We start from the raw sequence: 20,929 nt of genomic DNA, 5'->3' as shown, positions 1-20,929 counted from the left end.
ATGCTTACTGCCAGCCGCCGCCCAGGGAGCGGATCAGCGCCACGGTGGTTACGGCGCGGTCGCCGCGCAGCTGGACCGCGTTGCGTTCTACCGCAGCCAGGTTGCGCTGGGCGTCGAGCAGGTCCAGATAGCTCGAACGGCCCGCCTGGTACAACTTCTGCGCCAGGTCGGCCGAACGGCGTGCCGACACCACCGCCGCGTCGATCTGCTCCGTCTGGCCAGCCAGGATGCGCAGGCCGGCCAGGTTGTCCTCGACTTCGGCAAAAGCCACCAGCACGTTCTGGCGATAGGTGGCAACCGACTCCTCGAGCACCGCCTCGCTGCGCGCGATATTGGCCTTGTTGCGGCCACCGTCGATGATCGGCATCGACAGCAGCGCGCCCAGTACCCACGAACGTGCGCTCCAGTTGAACAGATTGCCGCCGCTGCCAGATTCGGTGCCCAGGCCGCCGGTCAGGCTGAGGGACGGGTACATCGCCGTCTTGGCCACGCCGATGCGGGCGTTCGCGGCGATCATCGCGCGTTGGGCGGCGGTGATGTCGGGACGGCGCTCAAGCAGTTTCGATGGCAGTCCGGCCGGAATGGCCGGCAGCAGCGCCGACTCCACCAGCGGATTGACGTCGGCGCTGAACATGGCCGCCGGTTTCCCCAGCAGCACCGCCAGCGCATGCTCGTACTGCACGCGCTGACGCTGCAAGCCGATCGCCTCGGCCTTCACCGTCGACAGTTCCGTCCTGGAGCGGGCCAGGTCGAATTCGCCGATGTCGCCATTGTCGTAACGGCTCTGGTTCACCTTCACGCTTTGCGTGCGCAGGTCCACCGTGCGCGCCAGGGTCGCCAGTTCGGCGTCCGTTTCGCGCAGCTTGAAGTAGGTCTGCGCCACGTCGGCCTGCAAGGCCAGCAGCACCGACTTGTAGGTCGCCTCGGATGCCTCGGCATCGGCGCGGGAAGCGCTGACATTGGCGGCCATGCGGCCGAACAGATCGAGCTCGTAGCTGGCCGTCAGCCTGGCCTGGTACACATTGCCGGGAGCGACCGCTGCATCGTCAGCCAGGCCGCGCGACACGCCGGAATTACGGCTGCGCTGCGCACCCATGCCCGCCCCCACCTGCGGCGAACGGTCCGCCGCGGACAGGCCGGCCAGGGCCCTGGCCTGCTTCACGCGCGCCGCAGCCACCGCCAGGCTGGCGTTGGCGTCGGTCGCTTCCTTGATCAGGGCAGTCAGGTTGGCGTCGTTGAACGCCAGCCACCACTCGCCGCGCGCCTGCCCTTCGGCCGGCTGCGCCACCTTCCAGCGCGTGCCGTCGGCCGCTTGCAGCGGTTCGGACGACTCCTTGAAGCTCGATGGCATGTCGAGCGCCGGCGCTTTCAGTTCCGGCACGCTGGAACAGGCCACCAGCAGCAGCGCCGCCAGCAGGGGCGCAATGCGCCTGGTGATGGTTCTCGTCATATCAGTCATTACACTGCTCCTTCCAGATGCGCAGGCACTGCCACGCTTGATTTCTTTTCCATCTTCTTGGCGAAGGTACGCAGCAGCACGTAGAACACCGGCGTGAGGAACAGGCCGAAGAAGGTCACGCCCAGCATGCCGCCGAAGACCGCCACGCCCATCGCATGGCGCATCTCGGCGCCGGCGCCGCTCGAAAATACCAGCGGTACCACGCCCATGATGAACGCGATCGACGTCATCAGGATCGGACGCAAACGCAGGCGGCACGATTCCAGCGCGGCTTCGACGATGGTGCGGCCATGGTCTTCGAGTTCGCGGGCGAATTCGACGATCAGAATCGCATTCTTCGACGCCAGCCCGACCAGCACGAACAGCGCGATCTGGGTAAAGATATTGTTGTCGCCACCGGTCAGCTTGACGCCAACGAGTGCGCACAGGATCGACATCGGCACGATCAGGATCACGGCCAGCGGCAGGGTCCAGCTTTCGTACTGGGCAGCGAGCACCAGGAACACCAGCAGTACGCACAGCGGGAATACCAGCACCATCGTGTTACCCGACAAAATCTCCTGGTACGTCAGTTCGGTCCATTCATACGACACGCCTTTCGGCAGCACTTCGGCAACGATCTTCTCGAGGGCAGCCTGCGCCTGGCCGGACGAGACGCCGGGAGCCGGGCCGCCGTTCATGTCGGCCGACACGTAGGCGTTGTAGCGCTGCACGCGGTCAGGGCCATAGGTATCCTTGATGCGCATCAGCGACGACAGCGGAATCATCTCGCCCTTGTCGTTACGGACCTTGAGCTGGGCAATCTGGTCGGCGTGCGAACGGAACGGCGCATCGGCCTGCACACGCACCTGGTAGGTACGGCCAAACTGGTTAAAGTCGTTCACGTACAGCGAGCCCAGATTAATCTGCAAGGTCTGGTAGATCGTCGTCAGCGGCACGCCAAGCTGCTTGGCCTTGACCTTGTCGACGTCCGCGAACAGCTGCGGCACGTTGATCTGGAAGCTGGAGAACACGCCAGCGAGCTGCGGGTCCTGCCAGGCTTTCATCTGCACCGCCTGCGTCGCCTTGTACAACTCGTCGTAGCCCACGTTGCCGCGGTCCTCGATCATCATCTTGAAGCCACCCACCGTGCCAAGGCCGTTGACCGGCGGTGGCGGGAACACCATGATGAAGGCGTCCTGGATGGCGCCCAGGCGTTTGTTGACCTCCGCCGCGATCTCGGGACCAGACAGCCCCTTGCCGGTGCGCTGCTCGAACGACTTGAGCGTGACGAACACGATGCCCGCGTTAGGCGCATTGGTAAAGTCGTTGATCGACAGGCCGGGGAAGGCGATCGACGATTCCACGCCGGGAACCTTGGCCACGATGTCGGACATCTGGCGAATCACGGCATCGGTACGGTCCAGCGAGGCAGCATCGGGCAGCTGGGCGAAACCGACCAGGTACTGCTTGTCCTGGGCCGGCACGAAGCCGCTCGGCACCGCCTTGAACATGAACACGGCGGCCACGGCCAGCACGGCGTACACCATCAGCGAGATGCCCTTGCGTTTCAGGACGATATTCACGCCACCTTCATACTTGGTCGATGCGCGGCCGAAGAAGCGGTTGAACCAGGCGAAGAAACGGCCGAACAGCTTGTCCATCACGCGCGTCAGTCGATCTTTCGGCGCATGGTGCGGCTTGAGCAAGGCGGCGGCAAGCGCCGGCGACAGGGTCAGCGAGCTGAATGCCGAAATCACGGTCGAAATGGCGATCGTCAGCGCGAACTGGCGATAGAACTGGCCCGACAGGCCGGCCACGAACGCAATCGGCACGAACACGGCGCACAATACCAGGGCGATGGCGATGATCGGACCGCTCACCTCTTTCATGGCCTGCACCGTCGCATCGCGTGGCGTCAAGCCGGCTGCGATATTGCGTTCCACGTTCTCCACCACGACGATGGCGTCATCGACAACGATACCGATAGCCAGCACAAGCCCGAACAGCGACAGCGTGTTGATCGAAAAGCCGAAGCCGAGCATCACCGCAAAGGTGCCGATGATCGATACCGGCACGGCCAGCAGCGGAATGATCGATGCGCGCCAGGTCTGCAGGAAGATGATCACGACCAGCACCACCAGCGCCACCGCTTCGAGCAGGGTGTGGATCACCGATTTGATCGATGCGCGCACGAACTGGGTCGGATCGTATTCCACGCTGAAGTCGACGCCTTCGGGGAAGTCTTTCTTCAGTTCCGCCATTTTGGCGCGGACGTCGGACGACAGTTGCAGCGCATTGGCGCCTGGCGCTTCGAAAATACCGATGGCGGCGGCCGACTTGTTGTTCAGCAGAGCGCGCAGGGAGTAGGAATTCGATCCCAGCTCGAGCCGTGCCACATCCTTCAAGTGGGTAATGGCGCCGTCGGAACCGGTGCGCACGATGATGTCGCCGAATTCCTCGACCGAGGTCAAACGGCCCTGGGTGTTGACGGTCAGCTGGAACTCGGCGCCTTTCGACGGCGAGGCGCCGATCACGCCGGCGGCGACCTGCACGTTCTGCTCGCGCACCGCGGCCACCACGTCGGACGCGGTCATGCCGCGCGCCGCCACCTTCTGCGGATCGAGCCAGATGCGCATGGCGTAGTCGCCGGCGCCGAACAGCTGGGTGTCGCCCATGCCCGGGATACGGGCCAGCTGGTCCTTCACGTTCAGCACCGCGTAGTTACGCAGGTAGACGTCGTCGTAGCGGCCCGTTGGCGAAACCAGGTGAACCACCATGGTCAGGTTGGGCGAGCTTTTGACGGCGGTCACGCCGATCTGGCGCACTTCCTCGGGCAGGCGCGGCAAGGCGCGCTGGATGCGGTTCTGCACCTGCGACTCGGCCTGTTCGACGTCGGTGCCGACCTTGAACGTCACGGTCAGCATCAGCGAGCCGTCCGAGGTGTTCTGCGACGACATATACAGCATGTTTTCGACGCCGTTGATCTGCTCTTCCAACGGCGCGGCGACGGTTTCGGCAATCACTTTCGGGTTCGCGCCAGGATACTGCGCACGCACCACCACCGATGGCGGCACCACGTCAGGGTATTCGGAGATCGGCAGTGCGAAGATCGACAGCAGGCCGGCCACGAATATGATGATCGACAGGACGGCCGCGAAAATCGGCCGGTCGATAAAGAATCGTGAAAAGTTCATGTGAATTATTCCTTGGTTTTAGCCGATGCGTCGGCGACCTTGAGCTCGGGCTTGACCTCGGCCTTGGCGTCGGCGGCCTTCGGTTCCGCTGTCTTGGTATCGTCAGTCTTCGCTTGCGGCGTCTTGCTGTCCTGGTCCATCGCCACGATCTGGGCCGTCACCGGCGCGCCCGGCTGCACGCGCTGCAGGCCGTTGACGACGATCTTTTCGCCCGGCTTGACGCCGCTGCGCACCACGCGCAGGCCGTCGATGGACGGGCCGAGCGTCACGGCGCGGTATTCGGCCTTGCTGTCGGCGCCGATCACGTAGACGAATTTGCGGTTCTGGTCCGTGCCGATGGCGCGGTCGCTGATCAGGACCGTCTTCGCTTGCGTGCTGTCGCTGCCGCTCAGCTGAACGCGGGCGAACAGGCCGGGAACGAGCGTGTTGTCGGTGTTGTCGAACATGGCGCGCATGCGCACGCTGCCGGTGGCCGAATCGAGGCGGTTGTCGACGAATTCGAGCTTGCCTTCGTGCGGGAAGCCGCTTTCGTTGGCCAGGCCGATCTTGACCGGCACCGTCGCGCCCTTCTGGGCCACGCGGCCGACGCGCAGGTAGGTATCTTCGTCGCCGTCGAAGGTGGCGTAGATCGGATTGCTCGACACGACCGAGGTCAGGATCACCGTGCCATCGACCAGGTTACCGGTGGTGACTTCGGCTTTCGAGACGCGTCCGCCGATCGGCGCGTGCACATTGGTGTAGCTCAGGTTCAGGCGCGCCGCTTCGAGCGAAGCCTGGGCCGCGCGCACGTTGGCGTCCAGTTCCTTCAGGCCCGACGCCTTTTCGTCGAACTCGCGTTGCGCGATCGCCTTGTCGCCCAGCAGGCGCTCGGCACGGGCCAGTTCCAGCTTGGCCAGGTCGGCGCGCGCGCGGGCCGAGCTGACGGCCGCTTCGGCACGATTCGCTTCGGCCTGGTACGGACGCGGGTCGATCACGAACAGGATGTCGCCCTTCTTGACGACGCTACCCGGCTTGAAGTTCACCGACGTGATGAAGCCATTGACGCGCGCACGGATGTCGACCCGGTCGACCGCTTCCAGGCGGCCCGAAAATTCCTGGGTCTCGTTGACCGAGCGTTCGATCACGGTGGCGGCGGTGATTGGCGGACCAGCGGGCGCGGCCGGCTGGGCCTTGCTGTTCGCATCTTCACAACCCGCCAGCGCAGCCAGCCCCGCCAGTGCCATCGCGGCGGCCAGCGGCCGGGCGAAGGTCATTAATCGATTAGTGGTTTTCATTTTTTTCCTCTTTTATATGAAAATATTTAATGAATCAGGCGGTAAGCTAAGCTACAGCGACCTGCGGACTTGCGAAAAGGCGAAAAGGGTCCGTACGCTGCGGCGAGGTTCTCTCAGCGCAGCTGCACGGTGTTAACTGGTGATGGTGTTACTGGTGACGCGTTATGTCAGGATGGGCTGGGCGGGACGTCCAGGCCGTGTAAAAAATTACCGATTTCATGCAGCGCAACGGTCCTGCAGGCACATTCGTTGCGCGCGGCCGGGTCTTGCAGCGGCGCTGGCGCCATCCGCTTGACCGTGGTGGTGACGCCGCAAGTGGTCAGCTTGGCGCCGTATTGTTCAGCCTCGTCGCGTAATGGATCGTCTTCGGCCGACAGGATCAGCGCCGGCGGCAGGTTCTTGAGCCGGCTCGATTGCAGCGGCGACGCATACGGGTGCGTTCGGTCGGCGGCATTGGGCAGGTAGCCGCGGTAGCTCGCGGCGCAGCTGTCGGCCACGCCGGCCTGACTGGCGTCCTGCGGAATCTCGCGCATCGAGCAGGTCGACAGGCCCGGGTCGAGCATCGGCATGATCAGGATCTGGCCGGCCAGTGCCGGGCCGCCCCGGTCGCGCGCAATCAGCGTGCACACGGCGGCCAGATTGGCGCCTGCCTCGATCCCCGACACCACCAGGCGTTTGCCGGTCCATCCCAGCTTGGCCTTGTGCTTCTTGGCCCAGGCCAGCACCGCGTGCGCATCTTCGGCGGCGGCGGGAAACGGCCGCTCGGTCGCCAGGGTGTAGCACGATGCCAGCACCAGGTGCTGGGTCGAGCAGCTGGCCAGGTGGCGCAGGAATTCGTCGGCGTCATCGAGGTCGCCGCCGACAAAGCCGCCGCTGTGGAAGAACACGATCAGGCCATCCTTCTTGGCGCCGGCGTCGCCGCCCGCATACAGACGCGCAGCCAGCGGGCCTTCGGCCCCCGCAACCTCCAGGTCGCGGATTTTCAGCTGCACAGGCGCGTCCACGGGATTCATTCCGCCACTCCCGCTTCTTCATCGGCGCTGGCCATCAGCGCGCCGCCGAACAGGTCATGTGCGAGTGCGTCAAAACCGACGCTCTCGGCGCTCGCCGCCTGCGGAAACTGGTCGGTCAGGGCGGTACCGGTCAGCGTCAGCATCGCCATCGCGAGTGTCGCGACCATCATGATTGCTTTTTGATAACGCATAAAAAGTTCCCCTTTCCTTCCAGTTGTCCCTGCATCCTTTGATGCAGTACGGTCACTTTAAACTTGTTCTACAATCTGATAAAGAGGGCAAGAGCGAATTGATTGTTCAGTATTCTGAACAATACGGAGGAATATGAATAAATTGCAAGCAATGGAGGTGTTCGTGCAGGTGGTCGACGCCGGAGGATTTACGCGCGCAGCGGAGAACATGCAGCTGCCCAAGGCCACTGTCTCGACCCTGGTGCAGGCGCTGGAACTGGCGCTCGAAGTCAAATTGCTGCACCGCACAACGCGACATGTGAGCGTGACCGCCGACGGCGCCGCCTATTACGAGCGCTGCCTGCGCATCCTGTCGGACGTGCGCGAAGCCGAGGAATCGCTCTCGCGCAACCGCGCCAATCCGAGCGGGCGGCTGCGGGTGGATGTATCGAGCGGTATCGCCAACGACCTCCTGATTCCCGCGCTGTCCGACTTTTTCCATCGCTACCCGGACATCCGCGTAGACCTCGGATGCAGCGACCGTCCGGTCGACCTGATCGAAGAAGGCGTCGATTGCGCCATCCGCGGCGGCAACCTGCCCGATTCGGCGCTGATCGCGCGCCGCGTGGGCGTTCTGCATTTCGTCACCTGCGCCACGCCCGCTTACCTGAACCAGCACGGGCGTCCCACGCATCCGAACGACCTGGCCAGCCATCGCTGCATCAACTACTTTTCCACCAAGACCGGCAAGACCTACGACTGGGATTTCGCGCGTGGCGATGAAGTGATCAACATCGCGGCCCCGGCCTGCCTCGCTGTCAACGATTCGACCGCCTATATGAGAGCGGGCATGCAGGGGCTGGGGCTGGTGCAGATGTCGAGCTTCATGGCCGAATCGATGGTCGCCGCCGGCACGCTGGAAATCGTTCTCGCCGACTGGACCAGCACTCCGTTGCCGATCAACGTGGTGTACCCTCAGAACCGCCACCTGTCGGCCAAGGTGCGCGTGTTCGTGGAATGGGTCGCCGACCTGTTCCTCACCTATCCACAACTCCAACTGCAAAGGCTCTGACATGCATACGATCGTTTTTCTGGACCGCGACAGTCTCAAGGCGTATGTGCGCTCCCCCGCGTTCGGGCATGTGTGGCGCGAGCACGCCGCCACCGAAGCCGGCGATGTGGTGGAGCGACTGCGTGGTGCCACGATCGCCATCACCAACAAGGTTCCGCTACGGGCAGCCGACATCGCGCAGCTGCCGGACCTGAAAATGGTCGCCATTTCCGCCACCGGCACCAACAACGTCGATCTCGACGCCTGCCGCGAACGCGGCATCGTGGTGTCGAATATCCGCGATTATTCGCTGGTGTCGGTGCCGGAGCACTGTTTCAGCCTCATTCTCGCCCTGCGCCGCAATCTGAAGGCCTACGGCGCCGACGTGGACGCGGGACACTGGCAAAGGTCGAGCCAGTTTTGCCTGCTCGGTCATCCGATTGCCGACCTGGCGGGCAGCCGGCTCGGCATCGTCGGATACGGAGCGCTCGGCAAGAAGGTGGCGGCCATCGGGCGCGCCTTCGGCATGCGCGTCTGCGTGGTGTCGCGCTCGAAGGTGGACGACCGTGAGGTCGAGGTGGTCACGCTCGATGAACTGCTGCGCATCAGCGACGTGGTCAGTCTGCACCTGCCGCTGACCGCGCAGACGACTAACATGATCGGCGCGGAGCAGCTGGCGCGCATGAAGCCTGGCGCCTTGTTGATCAATACGGCGCGCGGCGGCCTGGTGGACGAAACGGCGCTGGCCCGGGCCTTGAACGATGGCGTGTTGGGCGGGGCCGGCTTCGATGTATTGAGCACGGAGCCGCCATCGCCGGACAATCCGCTGCTGGCATTGCGGTTGCCGAACTTCATACTTACGCCGCACGTGGCCTGGGCCAGCTCTGGAGCGATGCAGACCCTGGCCGATATGCTGATCGATAATGTGGAGGCGTTCGAGGCCGGCAAACCGCTTAACGTGGTCTGATACGCGATGCGGAAGCGGCAGGGGCTTAAAACGTCCCCGGCAACAGAATCCGCTTGTCGACGTCATTCACATCGCGCAGGCCGCAAAACGCCATCGTCAGATCGAGTTCGTTACGGATGATCTCCAGGCACTTGGTCACGCCCTGCTCGCCCATCGCTCCCAGGCCGTACAGAAACGGCCGGCCGATATACACGCCCTTGGCGCCAAGGGCCAGCGCGCGGATCACATCCTGCCCCGAGCGCACGCCGCCATCCATGTGCACTTCGATGCGCTTGCCCACCGCCTCCACGATGGCCGGCAGCGCGCCGATGCTCGACTGCGCGCCATCGAGCTGGCGTCCGCCGTGGTTCGACACGATCAGCGCATCGGCCCCGGAATTAGCCGCCAGGCGCGCATCTTCGGCATCCATGATGCCCTTGATGATCAGCTTTCCGCCCCAGCGCTGCTTGATCCATTCCACATCGGCCCAGGACAGGGCCGGATCGAATTGCTGCGAGGTCCACGCCGACAGCGACGACATGTCCGACACGTCGCTCGCATGGCCGACGATGTTGCCGAAGCCGCGCCGCGGCGTGCGCAGGATGCCCATGCACCAGCGCGGCTTGGTCATCAGGTTCACGATGTTCGCCAGCGTCATTTTCGGCGGCGCCGTCATGCCGTTGCGGATATCCTTGTGGCGCTGGCCCAGCACCTGCAAATCGAGCGTGAGCACCAGCGCCGAACAGCGCGCCGCCTTGGCGCGGTCGATCAGGCGGTTGATGAATTCGCGGTCCTTCATCACGTACAGCTGGAACCAGAACGGCTTGGTGGTATGAGCAGCCACATCCTCGATCGAGCAGATGCTCATGGTCGACAGGGTGAACGGCACGCCGAACCGTTCGGCGGCGCGCGCGGCCAGGATTTCGCCGTCCGCATGCTGCATGCCGGTCAGGCCGGTCGGTGCCAGCGCCACCGGCATCGCCACCTCCTGCCCCACCATCGTGGTGCGCGTGGTGCGGTCGACCAGGTTGACCGCCACCCGCTGGCGGAATTTGATCTTCGCAAAATCGTCGCTGTTGGCGCGGTAGGTCGATTCGGTCCACGAACCGGCGTCGGCATAGTCGTAAAACATGCGCGGCACGCGCTTGCGCGCCAGTACCCGTAAATCTTCAATCGTCGTGATGATGGTCATGCATCTCCTTGTTGTTGTCGCGCTAGTCGTATTCTATGCCGCCAGTGGCGCCACGCGCAGCGGCAGGTCGATGAAGAAGGTCGTGCCGCGCTCCGCGCTGCTCTCGACACGGATGCTCCCCTCCAGCAGCGACGTGACGATGTTGTAGGTGATATTCAAACCCAGTCCCGAGCCGCCCTGCCCCATCTTGGTCGTAAAAAACGGATCGAAGATGCGCGCCTGGTGTTCGGCCGGGATGCCCACGCCGTCGTCATGGAAGGTCACCAGCACCCGCTCCGTGCCCTGGCGCGTGGCCGTCACCGTCATCGCCCCGCCGCTGCGGCCCTCGAACGCATGCAGCATCGCGTTATTAATCAGGTTGATCATCACCTGCCCGAACGGTCCCGGATAGCTCTCCATCTCGATGTCCGGCTCCACCTCCAGCTCCAGCGTGTGGCCGGCCTTGCGCACCTGATTCATCATGGTGGCGACGATTTCGTGCGTCGCCTGCTCCAGATGAAAGCGGCGCCGCTTCGCGCTGGCCTGGTCCACCGCCACCTGCTTGAAGCTGTTGAGCAGGTCGGCCGCGTTGAACAGGCTGCGCATGATCAGCTCCGACGCCTCCTGCGACGCATCGATGAATACCTTCAGTTCGGAGCGGCGGATGCTGGCGCCGTCGAACTTCTGCGCGATCTCGGTGGTCTTCTCTTGCAGCGTGCTGGCCATCAGCAGGCTGTTGCCGATCGGGGTGTTAAGTTCATGCGCCACGCCGGCCACCAGCGAACCGAGCGCCGCCAGCTTTTCCTGCGATACCAGCTGCGTTTGCGCATCCTGCAGCTGGCGATAGGCGTCGGCGTTATCGAAGGCCACGCCGACATACGAGGCGAGCGTGCGCAGCATGTCGAGGTGAATGCGCTCGTAGGCATTCTCGACGTAGCTGTGCACCGACACCACGCCCAGCATGCGGCCGTTGACCGCGATCGGCACGTACAGCAGCGAGCGCGGTGGCGTCGGCAGCGAGCCGTCTTCGAGCGTGCCCAGATTGTCTTCGCTGGACGTGAGCGACAGGTCGGTGATGTAGTTGCCGTACTCCTTTTCCAGGTCATTGATGAAGACATCGCTCTCGTTCACGATGCACCACACCGCAAGCTGGTTCGGATTGTCCATGCTGCGCGAATACGGCGCATAGCGCTTGCCGCCCTCGATCGCAAACGGATAATCGATGCTGGCGCGCTCGGGACGATACAGGCCGATGCCGAACACGCTCGCATCCATCAGCTCATTGACGTGCGCATACAGCATCAGCATGATCGATTCGCTATCGAGTTTGGCGGTCAGCTTGCGCCCGATCTCGCTCAGGAGCGCGATGTTGCGGTGCGCGTGTTCGACTTCCACCTTCTGGCGTTCGACCGAGTCCTTCTGCAGCTGCAATTCGGCGGTGCGGGTACCGACCTGGCGTTCGAGAAGGAATTTTTGCTGCACCAGCGCGCGCACCCGCACACGCATCAGCGCATAACCCAGGCCTAGCCCCAGCAGCGCCAGCATCATGCGGAACCACCACGTTTTCCAGGCCGGCGGCGTGATGGTGATCGCCAGCGCGGTGGGCGCCTCGCTCCATACGCCGTCCTTGTTGCTGGCCCGGACGCGGAACACGTAATTGCCCGGATCGAGATTGGTATAGGTGGCGAAGCGTTTGCCGGCGTCGGTGCTGACCCAGCCCTGGTCGAAGCCTTCGAGCTGGTAAAGGTAGCGGTTGCGCTGGGGATCGGCAAAATGCAGGGCCGCGAATTCCAGCGACAGCACCGTGTCGCGGTGCGACAGCGTGATCGATTTCGCATCTTCGATCGGGCCGTCGAATGTGATGCCATCGAGCTTCTGGCCCGCGCGCAGGGGGCGGTTAAAGATCAGGAAGTCGGTGATCACCACCGCCGGCGGGTACGGGTTTTCGCCGATCGCCTCGGGCCGGAACGAGGTCAGGCCGTTAATCCCGCCGAAGTGCAGGCTGCCGTCGCCCAGGCGCGCGGCCGAGCCGACAAAGTACGAGCCATCGGTCAGGCCGTCCTTGGAAGTGTAGCGCTTGACCTGCCCGTTGGATGGGTCGAGGCGCGCCAGGCCGGCGGTGCTGCTGACCCACAGCATGCCCGCGTCGTCTTCCAGGATGGCGCCGATCGGATCGGAAGCGGCCGCGCCATTGAGCGCAAAGAAGCGAAAGCGCACCTGCCCGTCCGCACCGGTTTCGACCCGGTGCAGGCCGCCCGCCGTGCCGACCCAGAGCTGGCCCTTGCGCGACTCGAACAGATAATAGATGCGGCTGTGGCGCAGGCTGGCCGGATCGGCCGGATCGTAGCGGTAATGAAGAAAGCGGCTGGTGGCCGGGTCGAGCCGTTCCAGGCCGTTGTCGGTGCCGATCCAGATGAAGCCCTGGCGGTCTTCCAGCATCGCGAAGCCATGGTTATCGCCCAGGCTGTGCGGGTTGTCCGGATCGTGCCGCCAGCCGCTCCGGTTGCCGGTGGCTGGATCGTAGCGCAGCACGCCGCCGCGCGTGAGCACCCACAGCATGCCGGCGCGGTCGATCATCAGGCGCTGGATGTACGACGTGGTGGCGTCGCTGCCTAGCGGCAGCGGCGTGGAGCGCCCGCTTTGCTTGTCCATCCACGACAAGCCGGTGGGCGTGCCTACCCACACGCGATCGGGCGCCGCCGCCAGCGCGGTCACCAGCTGGCCGGGAAGCAGCCGCGTGACCTTCGCGCTGGCCACGTCCACCCGGTTGACGCCGCCGCCGGTTGTGCCCAGCCACAGCGTGTCCTTGCCGTCGGCCGCTATGGTGCGGATCTTGTTCGAACTGAGGCTGGCGGGATCGTCCGCGATATGCGCAAGCCGGTTAAAGCCGCCGCTGGCGATATCGACCCGGTTGACGCCACCGAACCAGCTGCCGACCCACAAAGTGCCGCTGCGGTCGAGGAAGCTGGCGGCGATCCGGTTATCCGACAGCGAATGGCGGTCCAGCGGCTGGTGGCGGTAGCTGACAAACCTGTCGCTGGCGGTATCGCGCCACAGCAGGCCATCGAGTTCGGTGCCCACCCACAGGCCGCCCTTGGGATCGTGATACAGCGATACCACGCGTACCGCGCCGACGCCGTCTTCCTTGCCGATCTGGCGCCGTGCCGGCGCGGCCCCGCCCAGCTGCCAGGCGTGCAGGCCGGCGCCGGTGCCGATCCATAAGGTGCGGTTCGGTCCGAGCGAGAGCGACAGCACATGGTTGCGCGCGGCCTCCTGCGGCGCGGCGAGAGCGAAGCGCTCGAACCGCCGCGCGCCCGGCGCGAGCCGGTCCAGGCCACGCGCGGTGCCGACCCACAGGCTGCCGTCGGTATCGCGCGCCAGGGAGTTGACCCGGTCGTCGCTCAGGCTGGCCGCGTCGGCCGGATCGTGGCGCGTGGTGGCAAAGCGGCCGGTGGCCGGGTCGAAGTGCTTGAGCCCTTCGCCGGTGGCCAGCCACAGGCCGCCGCGCCCGTCGTTGACGATGGCCGACACCGCACGGTTGTTCAAACCGCCCGACGCACTGCCGGCGCTGGCGTAGCGGACGAATTTCTGCGTGCTGCGCTGGTAGCGGATCAGGCCACCCTTGGTACCGAACCAGAGGCGGCCCTGGTCATCTTCGTAGGACACGGAAACGTAGTTGTCGGCGATGCTGCCCGCATCGGCCGGGTCGTTCTTGAAGACGGTCATGCGGTAGCCGTCATAGCGGTTCAGGCCCGCCTGGGTGCCGAACCACATGAAGCCCTGGCGGTCCTGCACGATGCTTTGCACCGATTCCTGCGACAGACCCTGTTCCAGGCCGATATGCTCGAAGCGCAGGCTGCGCACCGGCGACGCCAGCGCTGCGCCAATGCACGCGACCCCCAGCAGCCAGGCCAGGGCCAGCCGGGGCAGCATCGCGTTCGGGCGGGTGGTGAATCGAAGCTTCATTCGTGCATTCCACGCAGCAATAGGAGTAATCTAACAGATGCCCGGCCGGGTACGACAATTACTTGCTGTTGTCCTCTTTATGTTTCCCCTCTGGACAAACAAGGCAGGCGCCCCTACAATAGCGCCTTCTTCGGAAATACAAGCGTTCTGAAGAGTAGTGGAAGCACCGGGAGAACGAACCAGTAAATCGAGGGTTCCGAAAGCAAGGTGAAGCTGCTATAATCTTTGCTTATGCGGCTGTAGCTCAGTTGGATAGAGTACTTGGCTACGAACCAAGGGGTCGTGGGTTCAATTCCTGCCAGCCGCACCAAAATTCGTCACGATGAAGGGCCTGCAAAGAAATTTGCAGGCCCTTTCTCTTTGTGGAGCCTTTTTTTATTCGGCTATTGCCCGCAACATAGTCAGGAAGATTTGGCAAATCAAAAATGCGCTGCTATAATATTTGCTTACGCGGCTGTAGCTCAGCTGGATAGAGTACTTGGCTACGAACCAAGGGGTCGTGGGTTCAATTCCTGCCAGCCGCACCAACATTCGTCACGATGAAGGGCCTGTAAAGAAATTTACAGGCCCTTTTTCTTTGTGACGCTATTTCTTTATTCGGCTGTTTACCGCTATCTACGCAGGAAGATTTGGCAAACTAAAAATGCGCTGCTATAATCTTTGCTTCTGCGGCTGTAGCTCAGCTGGATAGAGTACTTGGCTACGAACCAAGGGGTCGTGGGTTCAATTCCTGCCAGCCGCACCAGAAATTCGTAAGGACGAAGGGTCCGGGGAGAAATCCCCGGGCCCTTTTTCTTTTATGAAGCGCCGCTCTAGAAGGAGCGGGTGACGGTGAGCACCAGCCCATTGCGCGAGCGGATGCTGCCGCCCGTTCTGGCGTAGGTGCCCTGCTCCGCATGCAGCGCATCCCACGCCGCCTGCAGTTTCCACGCCTCGATGCTCACGCCGATGCCGATGCGCCCATCGAGCCGCGTGCCGGAGGTGTAGCGCGGCACCGCCGACACCGCGCGCAAATAGCCGACGCGCGCGAACAGGCCCACATCGTCGCTCAAGGCCAGGCCGCCATTGACTTCGCTGTACACAGTGCGCATCGCCGTGCCCATGTAGCCGGGCGAATACGACACGCGGCCGCTTAGGCGGTCGCTGCCCAGCCCCACGTACACTTCGCGGTAGTTCAGGGCCGACATGGTGGAGAAGGTGTGGTTAGTCCCGCCGGCTTCCCACGAGCCGCCGGCCGCCATCCGCCGCGCATAGCCGGCGTAGCCGATCGCGTACAGCCCGCGCGACGTGCCGCTCATCTTGAGCATGGATGCGAACATGCCCGCATACCAGCCGCTGCGCGTGTCGAACGAGAGATTGAACTGGGGGACCGGGTCGCCCTTGCTGTAGCCGACGCCGCGGTAATAATAATCGGAGACGACCGACATGCTGCCGCTGGCCTGGGCGCACGCGTCGGCGCCAGCCACGCAGCACGCAAGCGCGAGCGCCAGACGCCATCTACGCAACGACACCCCCGCGCACAGCGGCGTGGTTCAGGGCAGGCGGACGATTTTTGGCGGCGTGACCTCGACGCAAACGCATGTACATTTTCCTGTGAGGCGGGTGACGGTGGCGCAAAAGTTGATGCCGCCCGGTTGCAGCACGATGCTCGAGCGGACCTGCGGCAAGGTGAGCCCGGGACGCAGCTCGCTCAGCACGGCCATCATGCCAGAGATATGCGCCGCTGAATAGGAGGACCCCGAGACCATGCCCCAGCGCGCACCCGGCGCCGCCGTCGGGATATCGCGCCCGGGCGCCATCAGCACCTGTGCGCTGAGCTGCCGGCTGCTGTCGGCCGCCACCGCGAACACGCCGGGGTGCGACGCCGGAAAGCCGCCGTCGGCACTGGCCGCGTCCACCGCTCCCACCACCCGCACGCCGCGCGCGCAGGCCACGTCGATCAGCTCGCGCAGCAACCGGTCCGCCGGCCCCGACAAACTCAGGTTGATCACCTGCGCGCCGTGCATCAGCGCGAAGTTGAGCGCCTTGGCCAGGGTGAAGCTGTTGCAGCGGGTGGCGCCGCTGGCGATCTGCCAGCAAGCGCGCAACGCCATCAGGCGCGCGTCCGGTGCCACGCCTTCGATCCCGACCCCATTGCCGGCCAGCGCCGCGATCACCGCCGCCACGCCGGTGCCATGCGTTTCGGCGGCATAGGGCTGGCCGTCGACGAAGTTTTCCTGGAAGGCGAGCTGCCCGGCCAGATCCGGGTGATCGGCCTCGACGCCGCTGTCGATCACCGCCACCAGCACCTTGCGCCCGGTGGCGGCCTTGCGCACTTCGCCCAGTTGCCATTGCAGCGCGGCCGGCTGCACCGGATACAGCGGGTCGTTCGCCTGCGCCGAAAAGGTGTTGATCGCTTGCGCCCAGTCGACCCGGGCGTCGCGCGAGAGCGCTTCGACGATCTTGCCCGGCTCGGCGCCGGCCGGTTCGGCCATGCGGTAGCAATCCACGTTCAGGGCCGGCATCGGCCAGCCTTCGAGGATGGTCAGGCCATGTTCGCGCGCCAGCGCTTCGGCGATGCGGCGCCGCGCCAGGCGGCCGGCGTCGTCGCGATAGTTGGCGCCATAGGAGACGTCGGGCCGGAAGTGCGGTGCCGGCAAATGCAGCATCACGAGGATCTGGCGCGTTTCGCCCTGTTCCGCGGCCGGCGCCGCCGGCGCGTCCTGCCCGCCGGCGCGGCAGGCCACCGTCATCATCAGCAGCAGCGCCGCCAGCAGATAACGCATCACGGTGCGCTCCGCGGCGTGAGCGCTTCGGCCAGCTGCACCGCAGGGTCGGCCCTGAGCGCCGCCAGCGCGCCGGCCTGGCGTTCTTGCGGCGCGCCGAGCACGAAGGCGCCGGTGACGGTCGGCCCGTCGACCACGCGCGCACCGCTGGCATGCAGGATGCGCTGCACGTCGCGCAGGCTGGCGTCGGGCCGGAACATGACCACCATGGCGCCGGCCGGCGCCTTTTCGCCGTTACTCAGTGCCTGGTAGCCGTCGCCCTTGGCGCCGGGCGCGATCACCTGGAAAGCCATCAACGCAATCAGCGCGCCCTGGCCCGCCAGCGCCCATGGCATCCAGCCGCCGCCCAGCCAGGCGCGCAAGCCGTTGGCAGCGGCAGGTGCGGCGCGCTCCTGTGGGCCCAGACGCGGCATCAGCCGCGCCAGCGCCCGTTCCGGATCGAGGCCGGCCGGCTCGCCCGGCGCCACCGCATGCAACTGGCGCTGCCATTCCACTTCGCCCGCGCACTGGGCGCAGTGCGGCAGGTGCGCGCGCACGCTCTCCGCCTCGGCGTCGTCCAGGGTGCCGTTGACGAACCACGGCAGCAAATCGCGCATCGCCTGGTGCGATGCGCTGGTCGGTTCTTGGTTCAGGTTCATAAGAGTTCTTCCTGATGTGCGGACAGCAGCACCCTGAGGCGCTGCCGCGCATGAAACATCCGCGTTTTCACGGTATTGACCGGGCAACCCATCGTCTCGGCGATTTCCTGATAGCCCATGTCGTGGTAATAAGTGAGGGTGACCACCACCCGCTGTTCGAGCGAGAGCGCCTTGAGCGCCTCGCCCACCCCCTGCTGCAACTGCTGCTGCGCCATGGCGTGCTCCGGCTCCTGGCGCACGTCGCCCGCTTCGAGCTCAAAATTCGATTCGACCGGCTCGTCGCGCATGTTCACCGCCTTCAATCCCTGCCGGTAGGCGATGGCGAACACCCAGGTCGACACCTTGCAGCTATGGTCGAAGGTATGCGCCTTCTGCCACACCACCAGCATGGTGTCGTTGACGATCTCCTCGATCAGCGCGCCGTTGCGCACCATCCGGTCCAGAAAGCGCGCCAGCCGTCCGAAGTAGATCCGGTAGAGGGCCTGAAAGGCGTCCCGGTCCCCGCCCGCGATCAGGGCAATCAACGCCGTTTCGCTGCTGCCGGCCGGCGCGGCCGGCGTCCCCGCAACCCGCGCTCTCCATTGTTTAAGCATCCTGCGATTTTCTCCAATTATGCGGTGAATACTTGCTCGCAGCGAAAAGGTTCATGCTGCCGAGAAAAAAATATGGTGTTCGAGCCTTGGGAGCGATTCTACACGTGGCTATTTTTACAAAATATTTTGCAAAAGCATTGAACCTTTTATGCACGAGCTCGTATTGACCGAGCAACAAGACCACCCAAGACCGACCAAGGATCCGCATTTTGCTCGCCCTCCCCGCTTTGTGCGGCCCCCAATTGCTCGATCACTCGGCGGCCAGCCTGTTTCGCCTGCTGCTGCTCGCGCCGCTGCTGGAAGAATGGATTATGCGCGCCGGCCTGCAGGAATGGCTGATGCGCCGGCGCCTGCATGCGGCGCTGGTCCTGGGCGTGCCGGCGCTCGCATTCAGCCTGCTGCATGTGGCCTCGGGCTGGCAGGCGATGGTCGCGGTGCTATTGCCGGGTCTTGCATTCGGACTGGTCTACCGTCGCTGGCGCGACTGGCGGCTGTGCGCGCTGGTCCACGCGCTGTGTAACGGTTTCGCACTGAGTTTTTGCAGTTTCAGCACCTATTAATATATCAACCAGGAGTAGCAATGACGGGATTTCGACTGAACCAATCCGGCCTCGGGGCCGGACTGTGCGCACTGATGGCCATGGGCCAGGCCCACGCGGCTGATGCCGTGCACGGCAAAAGCCTGTACCTGAACGGTCCGCCGAGCGGCGGCGCGGCCTGCGCCCGCTGCCACAGCGCCTCGCCGGCAGCGAACGTCAGCAAGATCCTGAGCGCAGCCGATAATCCGGCCGCCATCAGCGCCGCGATTGCCGCCAACAAGGGCGGCATGGGCAATATCTACGCCGGCAAATTGAGCGCCGTCGACCTGGCCGACCTGGCGGCCTTTATCGGCAACCCGGACGTGATCGCAGCGCCGGTGGCGAGCCTGAATCCGTCCAGTCTCACCTTCAGCGGCACCGTTCTTGGCCAGACCAGCAGCTCCCTGAGCGCCACCCTGGCCAACACCGGTTCCGGGGCGCTCAATATCGACACCATCGGCGTGACCGGCGCCGCCGCCGCCGATTTCAGCGTGGCCGGCGGCACCTGCGCCCCCGGCGGCGCGGTCGCCGCGGGCGCCGATTGCACGGTGCTGGTCAGCTTCAAGCCGGGTACTGCCGGCGTGCGCAGCGCCACTCTGGCGGTGGCCCACAACGGCACCGGCGGCACCAGCAGCGTCGCGCTGAGCGGCACCGGCAGCGCATCGCCCCAGGCCACCATCGGCGTGTCGGCCACCAGCGTCAATTTCGGCGCGCTGGCCACCAACGTGGCGTCCGCGCCCCAAAGCATCACGGTCAGTAACAGCGGCCAGACCGCGCTGACCCTGAGCGCCATCACGCTGGCGGGCGCCAATGGCGCCACCTTCACGCTGGGCGGCGACTGCGCGGTGAACAAACCGCTTGCGAACGGCGCCAGCTGCGCGCTGACGGTACGGGCGCAGCCCACCGCCAACGGCGCGTTCTCGGGCAATCTGAACCTGGTGTCGAATGCCGCCAACGGCAACGTCACCATCGGCCTGGCCGGCAGCGGCGCCAGCGCGGCGGCGGCGGCAAGCGCCACGCCGAGCGTGCTCGCTTTCGGCAGCCAGACCATCGGCGCGGCCGGTGCAACGCAGAACGTCACGCTGACCAATACCGGCAACGTGGCACTCACATTCTCTTCGATCGCCGTCAATGGGTCCTCCGCCATCAGCGTGGCGCCGGGCACTCACTGCGGCACTGCGCTGGCGCCGGGCGCCACGTGCAGCGTGCCGCTGGTGTTCGCGGCGACGGCTGAAGGCGCGGTGGCGGCCACGCTGGTGGCCAGCTTCAATGGCGGTTCGGTGCAGGTGGCCGTCAGCGGCGCCGGCACCACCGCCGCTGTCGCCAAGCCAACCCTGTCGGACGCCGGTCCCATCGGCTTCGGCGAGATCCAGGTCGGTAAAAGCGCAGCGCCGCACACGACGGTGCTGCGCAATCCCGGCACCGCGGCGCTCAAGATCGCGACGCTGGTGATCGATGGCGCCAATAGCGGCGACTTCGTCCTCGGCGGCTCGTGTGCCGTCAACGGCACGCTCAGCCCCGCCGGCAGCTGCACCATCGACACCAGCTTCAAGCCGGGCGCACCGGGCGCGCGCAGCGCCAACCTGCTGCTGGTCACCGACGGCGGCACGCAGTTTTCGCTGCCGCTCACCGGCACCGGCACCGCCATCGCCGCGGCGCCGGCGCTCACGCTGGCTCCGCAATCGTTCGACTTCGGCGCCAGTACGGGATCGAAACGCTTCACGCTCAGTAATGCCGGCACCGCGGCCATCAACCTGTCGGCGGCGAACTTCAGCGGGCCATTCGCGCGCGTGACTGACGCCAGCGGCTGCCCGGCCCTGCCGTTTGCGTTGCAACCGGGAGCGTCGTGCGACTTGGTGATCGGCTACACCCCGGCCACGGCGGGCGCCAGCAACGGCAGCGTCGTGCTGCAGGCAGATGGCGGCGGCAGCTGGACCATCGCACTGGCCGGACAGGCCGCGGCCACGCCGGCCAACGCGCCGCAGCCACAAAACCAGGGCGGCGGCGGCTGTTCGTCCGTACGCGGCGGCAGCGATCCGATGCTGGCCCTGCTGGCACTGATGGCGGCCGCCGTCCTCTTCTGGCGCCGGCGCAAGCCGGCGCAGTCCTGACCGATCACTTTAGGAACC

The 20,929-nt window shown here is 65.1% G+C and carries 15 protein-coding genes and 3 tRNA genes; 7 read left to right on the top strand and 11 right to left on the bottom strand.

Features of this window, described 5'->3' with window-relative positions:
* Window positions 1-4 precede the first annotated feature (4 nt).
* The 5 genes from CR152_RS22445 to CR152_RS22425 all read right to left on the bottom strand — a co-directional run bounded on the left by CR152_RS22445 (window position 5) and on the right by CR152_RS22425 (window position 7,092).
* Complete coding sequence (locus tag CR152_RS22445) at window positions 5-1,450, bottom strand: efflux transporter outer membrane subunit (protein ID WP_099882655.1); 1,446 nt, start codon at window positions 1,448-1,450, stop codon at window positions 5-7.
* An 8-nt stretch (window positions 1,451-1,458) separates the two neighbouring features.
* Complete coding sequence (locus tag CR152_RS22440; protein ID WP_099878664.1) at window positions 1,459-4,635, bottom strand: efflux RND transporter permease subunit; 3,177 nt, start codon at window positions 4,633-4,635, stop codon at window positions 1,459-1,461.
* A 5-nt stretch (window positions 4,636-4,640) separates the two neighbouring features.
* Complete coding sequence (locus CR152_RS22435) at window positions 4,641-5,909, bottom strand: efflux RND transporter periplasmic adaptor subunit (protein ID WP_099878662.1); 1,269 nt, start codon at window positions 5,907-5,909, stop codon at window positions 4,641-4,643.
* Window positions 5,910-6,076: 167 nt separating this feature from the next.
* Entirely contained in the window at window positions 6,077-6,922 is an 846-nt protein-coding gene (locus CR152_RS22430; protein ID WP_099878660.1) for an alpha/beta hydrolase, read from the bottom strand.
* Window positions 6,919-7,092 carry a hypothetical protein gene (locus CR152_RS22425; protein WP_157778666.1) on the bottom strand — a complete coding sequence of 58 codons (174 nt, stop codon included), beginning with the start codon at window positions 7,090-7,092 and terminating at the stop codon, window positions 6,919-6,921. Before CR152_RS22425 ends, CR152_RS22430 begins: the two co-directional genes overlap by 4 nt.
* A gap of 154 nt (window positions 7,093-7,246) precedes the next feature.
* On the opposite strand from CR152_RS22425, the gene CR152_RS22420 reads away from it, so the two are divergent.
* Together CR152_RS22420 and CR152_RS22415 are read left to right on the top strand one after the other, a co-directional pair.
* Window positions 7,247-8,164 (top strand): LysR family transcriptional regulator, encoded by a 918-nt coding sequence (locus CR152_RS22420; RefSeq protein ID WP_099878656.1) that lies wholly within the window; start codon window positions 7,247-7,249, stop codon window positions 8,162-8,164.
* A 1-nt stretch (window position 8,165) separates the two neighbouring features.
* The gene (locus CR152_RS22415; protein ID WP_099878654.1) at window positions 8,166-9,110 is read left to right on the top strand and encodes a D-2-hydroxyacid dehydrogenase; all 945 of its coding nucleotides are present in this window, start codon (window positions 8,166-8,168) and stop codon (window positions 9,108-9,110) included.
* Window positions 9,111-9,135: 25 nt separating this feature from the next.
* Here CR152_RS22415 and CR152_RS22410 read toward each other — a convergent pair whose 3' ends face one another.
* Window positions 9,136-10,281 carry an alpha-hydroxy acid oxidase gene (locus tag CR152_RS22410; protein ID WP_099878652.1) on the bottom strand — a complete coding sequence of 382 codons (1,146 nt, stop codon included), beginning with the start codon at window positions 10,279-10,281 and terminating at the stop codon, window positions 9,136-9,138.
* A gap of 33 nt (window positions 10,282-10,314) precedes the next feature.
* Window positions 10,315-14,226: a two-component regulator propeller domain-containing protein gene (locus CR152_RS22405; protein WP_229413517.1), complete on the bottom strand. Its 3,912-nt coding sequence runs from the start codon at window positions 14,224-14,226 to the stop codon at window positions 10,315-10,317.
* Between the two features lie 233 nt (window positions 14,227-14,459).
* Between CR152_RS22405 and CR152_RS22400 the strand changes: the two genes are divergently transcribed.
* From CR152_RS22400 to CR152_RS22390, 3 genes are all read left to right on the top strand, one after another.
* A tRNA-Arg gene (locus CR152_RS22400) sits at window positions 14,460-14,536 on the top strand.
* A gap of 140 nt (window positions 14,537-14,676) precedes the next feature.
* Window positions 14,677-14,753 (top strand) — tRNA-Arg (locus CR152_RS22395).
* 141 nt (window positions 14,754-14,894) lie between these two features.
* A tRNA-Arg gene (locus CR152_RS22390) sits at window positions 14,895-14,971 on the top strand.
* A gap of 67 nt (window positions 14,972-15,038) precedes the next feature.
* On the opposite strand, the gene CR152_RS22385 is transcribed toward CR152_RS22390, so the two are convergent.
* The 4 genes from CR152_RS22385 to CR152_RS22370 are packed head-to-tail and all read right to left on the bottom strand — an operon-like array spanning window position 15,039 to window position 18,222.
* Window positions 15,039-15,731 carry a TorF family putative porin gene (locus tag CR152_RS22385; RefSeq protein ID WP_157778665.1) on the bottom strand — a complete coding sequence of 231 codons (693 nt, stop codon included), beginning with the start codon at window positions 15,729-15,731 and terminating at the stop codon, window positions 15,039-15,041.
* 27 nt (window positions 15,732-15,758) lie between these two features.
* Window positions 15,759-16,991: a S8 family peptidase gene (locus tag CR152_RS22380; protein ID WP_208640289.1), complete on the bottom strand. Its 1,233-nt coding sequence runs from the start codon at window positions 16,989-16,991 to the stop codon at window positions 15,759-15,761.
* Entirely contained in the window at window positions 16,991-17,629 is a 639-nt protein-coding gene (locus CR152_RS22375; protein WP_099878645.1) for an anti-sigma factor, read from the bottom strand. Before CR152_RS22375 ends, CR152_RS22380 begins: the two co-directional genes overlap by 1 nt.
* A complete protein-coding gene (locus CR152_RS22370) occupies window positions 17,626-18,222 on the bottom strand; it encodes an RNA polymerase sigma factor (RefSeq protein ID WP_099878643.1) in 597 nt (198 codons plus the stop codon). The genes CR152_RS22375 and CR152_RS22370 overlap by 4 nt, the downstream gene beginning before the upstream one ends.
* 209 nt (window positions 18,223-18,431) lie before the next feature.
* Here CR152_RS22370 and mrtJ point away from each other — a divergent pair, with 209 nt between their 5' ends.
* On the top strand, window positions 18,432-18,782 hold the full coding sequence (mrtJ, locus tag CR152_RS22365) for a JDVT-CTERM system glutamic-type intramembrane protease MrtJ (protein ID WP_229413516.1): 351 nt from the start codon (window positions 18,432-18,434) through the stop codon (window positions 18,780-18,782).
* Between the two features lie 20 nt (window positions 18,783-18,802).
* Window positions 18,803-20,911 carry a choice-of-anchor D domain-containing protein gene (locus CR152_RS22360; RefSeq protein WP_229413513.1) on the top strand — a complete coding sequence of 703 codons (2,109 nt, stop codon included), beginning with the start codon at window positions 18,803-18,805 and terminating at the stop codon, window positions 20,909-20,911.
* The last annotated feature ends 18 nt before the right edge of the window (window positions 20,912-20,929 follow it).

This window comes from Massilia violaceinigra (assembly GCF_002752675.1).
GTDB classification, from domain to species: domain Bacteria; phylum Pseudomonadota; class Gammaproteobacteria; order Burkholderiales; family Burkholderiaceae_D; genus Telluria_A; species Telluria_A violaceinigra.
This window is presented reverse-complemented; position numbering and strand designations above follow the sequence as displayed.

Coding starts and splice junctions, on each gene's coding strand:
- CR152_RS22370 (WP_099878643.1), bottom strand. CDS start 18,222: ATGCTTAAACAATGGAGAGCGCGGGTTGCGGGGACGCCGGCCGCGCCG.
- CR152_RS22435 (WP_099878662.1), bottom strand. CDS start 5,909: ATGAAAACCACTAATCGATTAATGACCTTCGCCCGGCCGCTGGCCGCC.
- CR152_RS22380 (WP_208640289.1), bottom strand. CDS start 16,991: ATGCGTTATCTGCTGGCGGCGCTGCTGCTGATGATGACGGTGGCCTGC.
- CR152_RS22430 (WP_099878660.1), bottom strand. CDS start 6,922: ATGAATCCCGTGGACGCGCCTGTGCAGCTGAAAATCCGCGACCTGGAG.
- CR152_RS22420 (WP_099878656.1), top strand. CDS start 7,247: ATGAATAAATTGCAAGCAATGGAGGTGTTCGTGCAGGTGGTCGACGCC.
- CR152_RS22360 (WP_229413513.1), top strand. CDS start 18,803: ATGACGGGATTTCGACTGAACCAATCCGGCCTCGGGGCCGGACTGTGC.
- CR152_RS22410 (WP_099878652.1), bottom strand. CDS start 10,281: ATGACCATCATCACGACGATTGAAGATTTACGGGTACTGGCGCGCAAG.
- CR152_RS22375 (WP_099878645.1), bottom strand. CDS start 17,629: ATGAACCTGAACCAAGAACCGACCAGCGCATCGCACCAGGCGATGCGC.
- CR152_RS22415 (WP_099878654.1), top strand. CDS start 8,166: ATGCATACGATCGTTTTTCTGGACCGCGACAGTCTCAAGGCGTATGTG.
- CR152_RS22425 (WP_157778666.1), bottom strand. CDS start 7,092: ATGATGGTCGCGACACTCGCGATGGCGATGCTGACGCTGACCGGTACC.
- CR152_RS22405 (WP_229413517.1), bottom strand. CDS start 14,226: ATGAAGCTTCGATTCACCACCCGCCCGAACGCGATGCTGCCCCGGCTG.
- CR152_RS22440 (WP_099878664.1), bottom strand. CDS start 4,635: ATGAACTTTTCACGATTCTTTATCGACCGGCCGATTTTCGCGGCCGTC.
- CR152_RS22445 (WP_099882655.1), bottom strand. CDS start 1,450: ATGACGAGAACCATCACCAGGCGCATTGCGCCCCTGCTGGCGGCGCTG.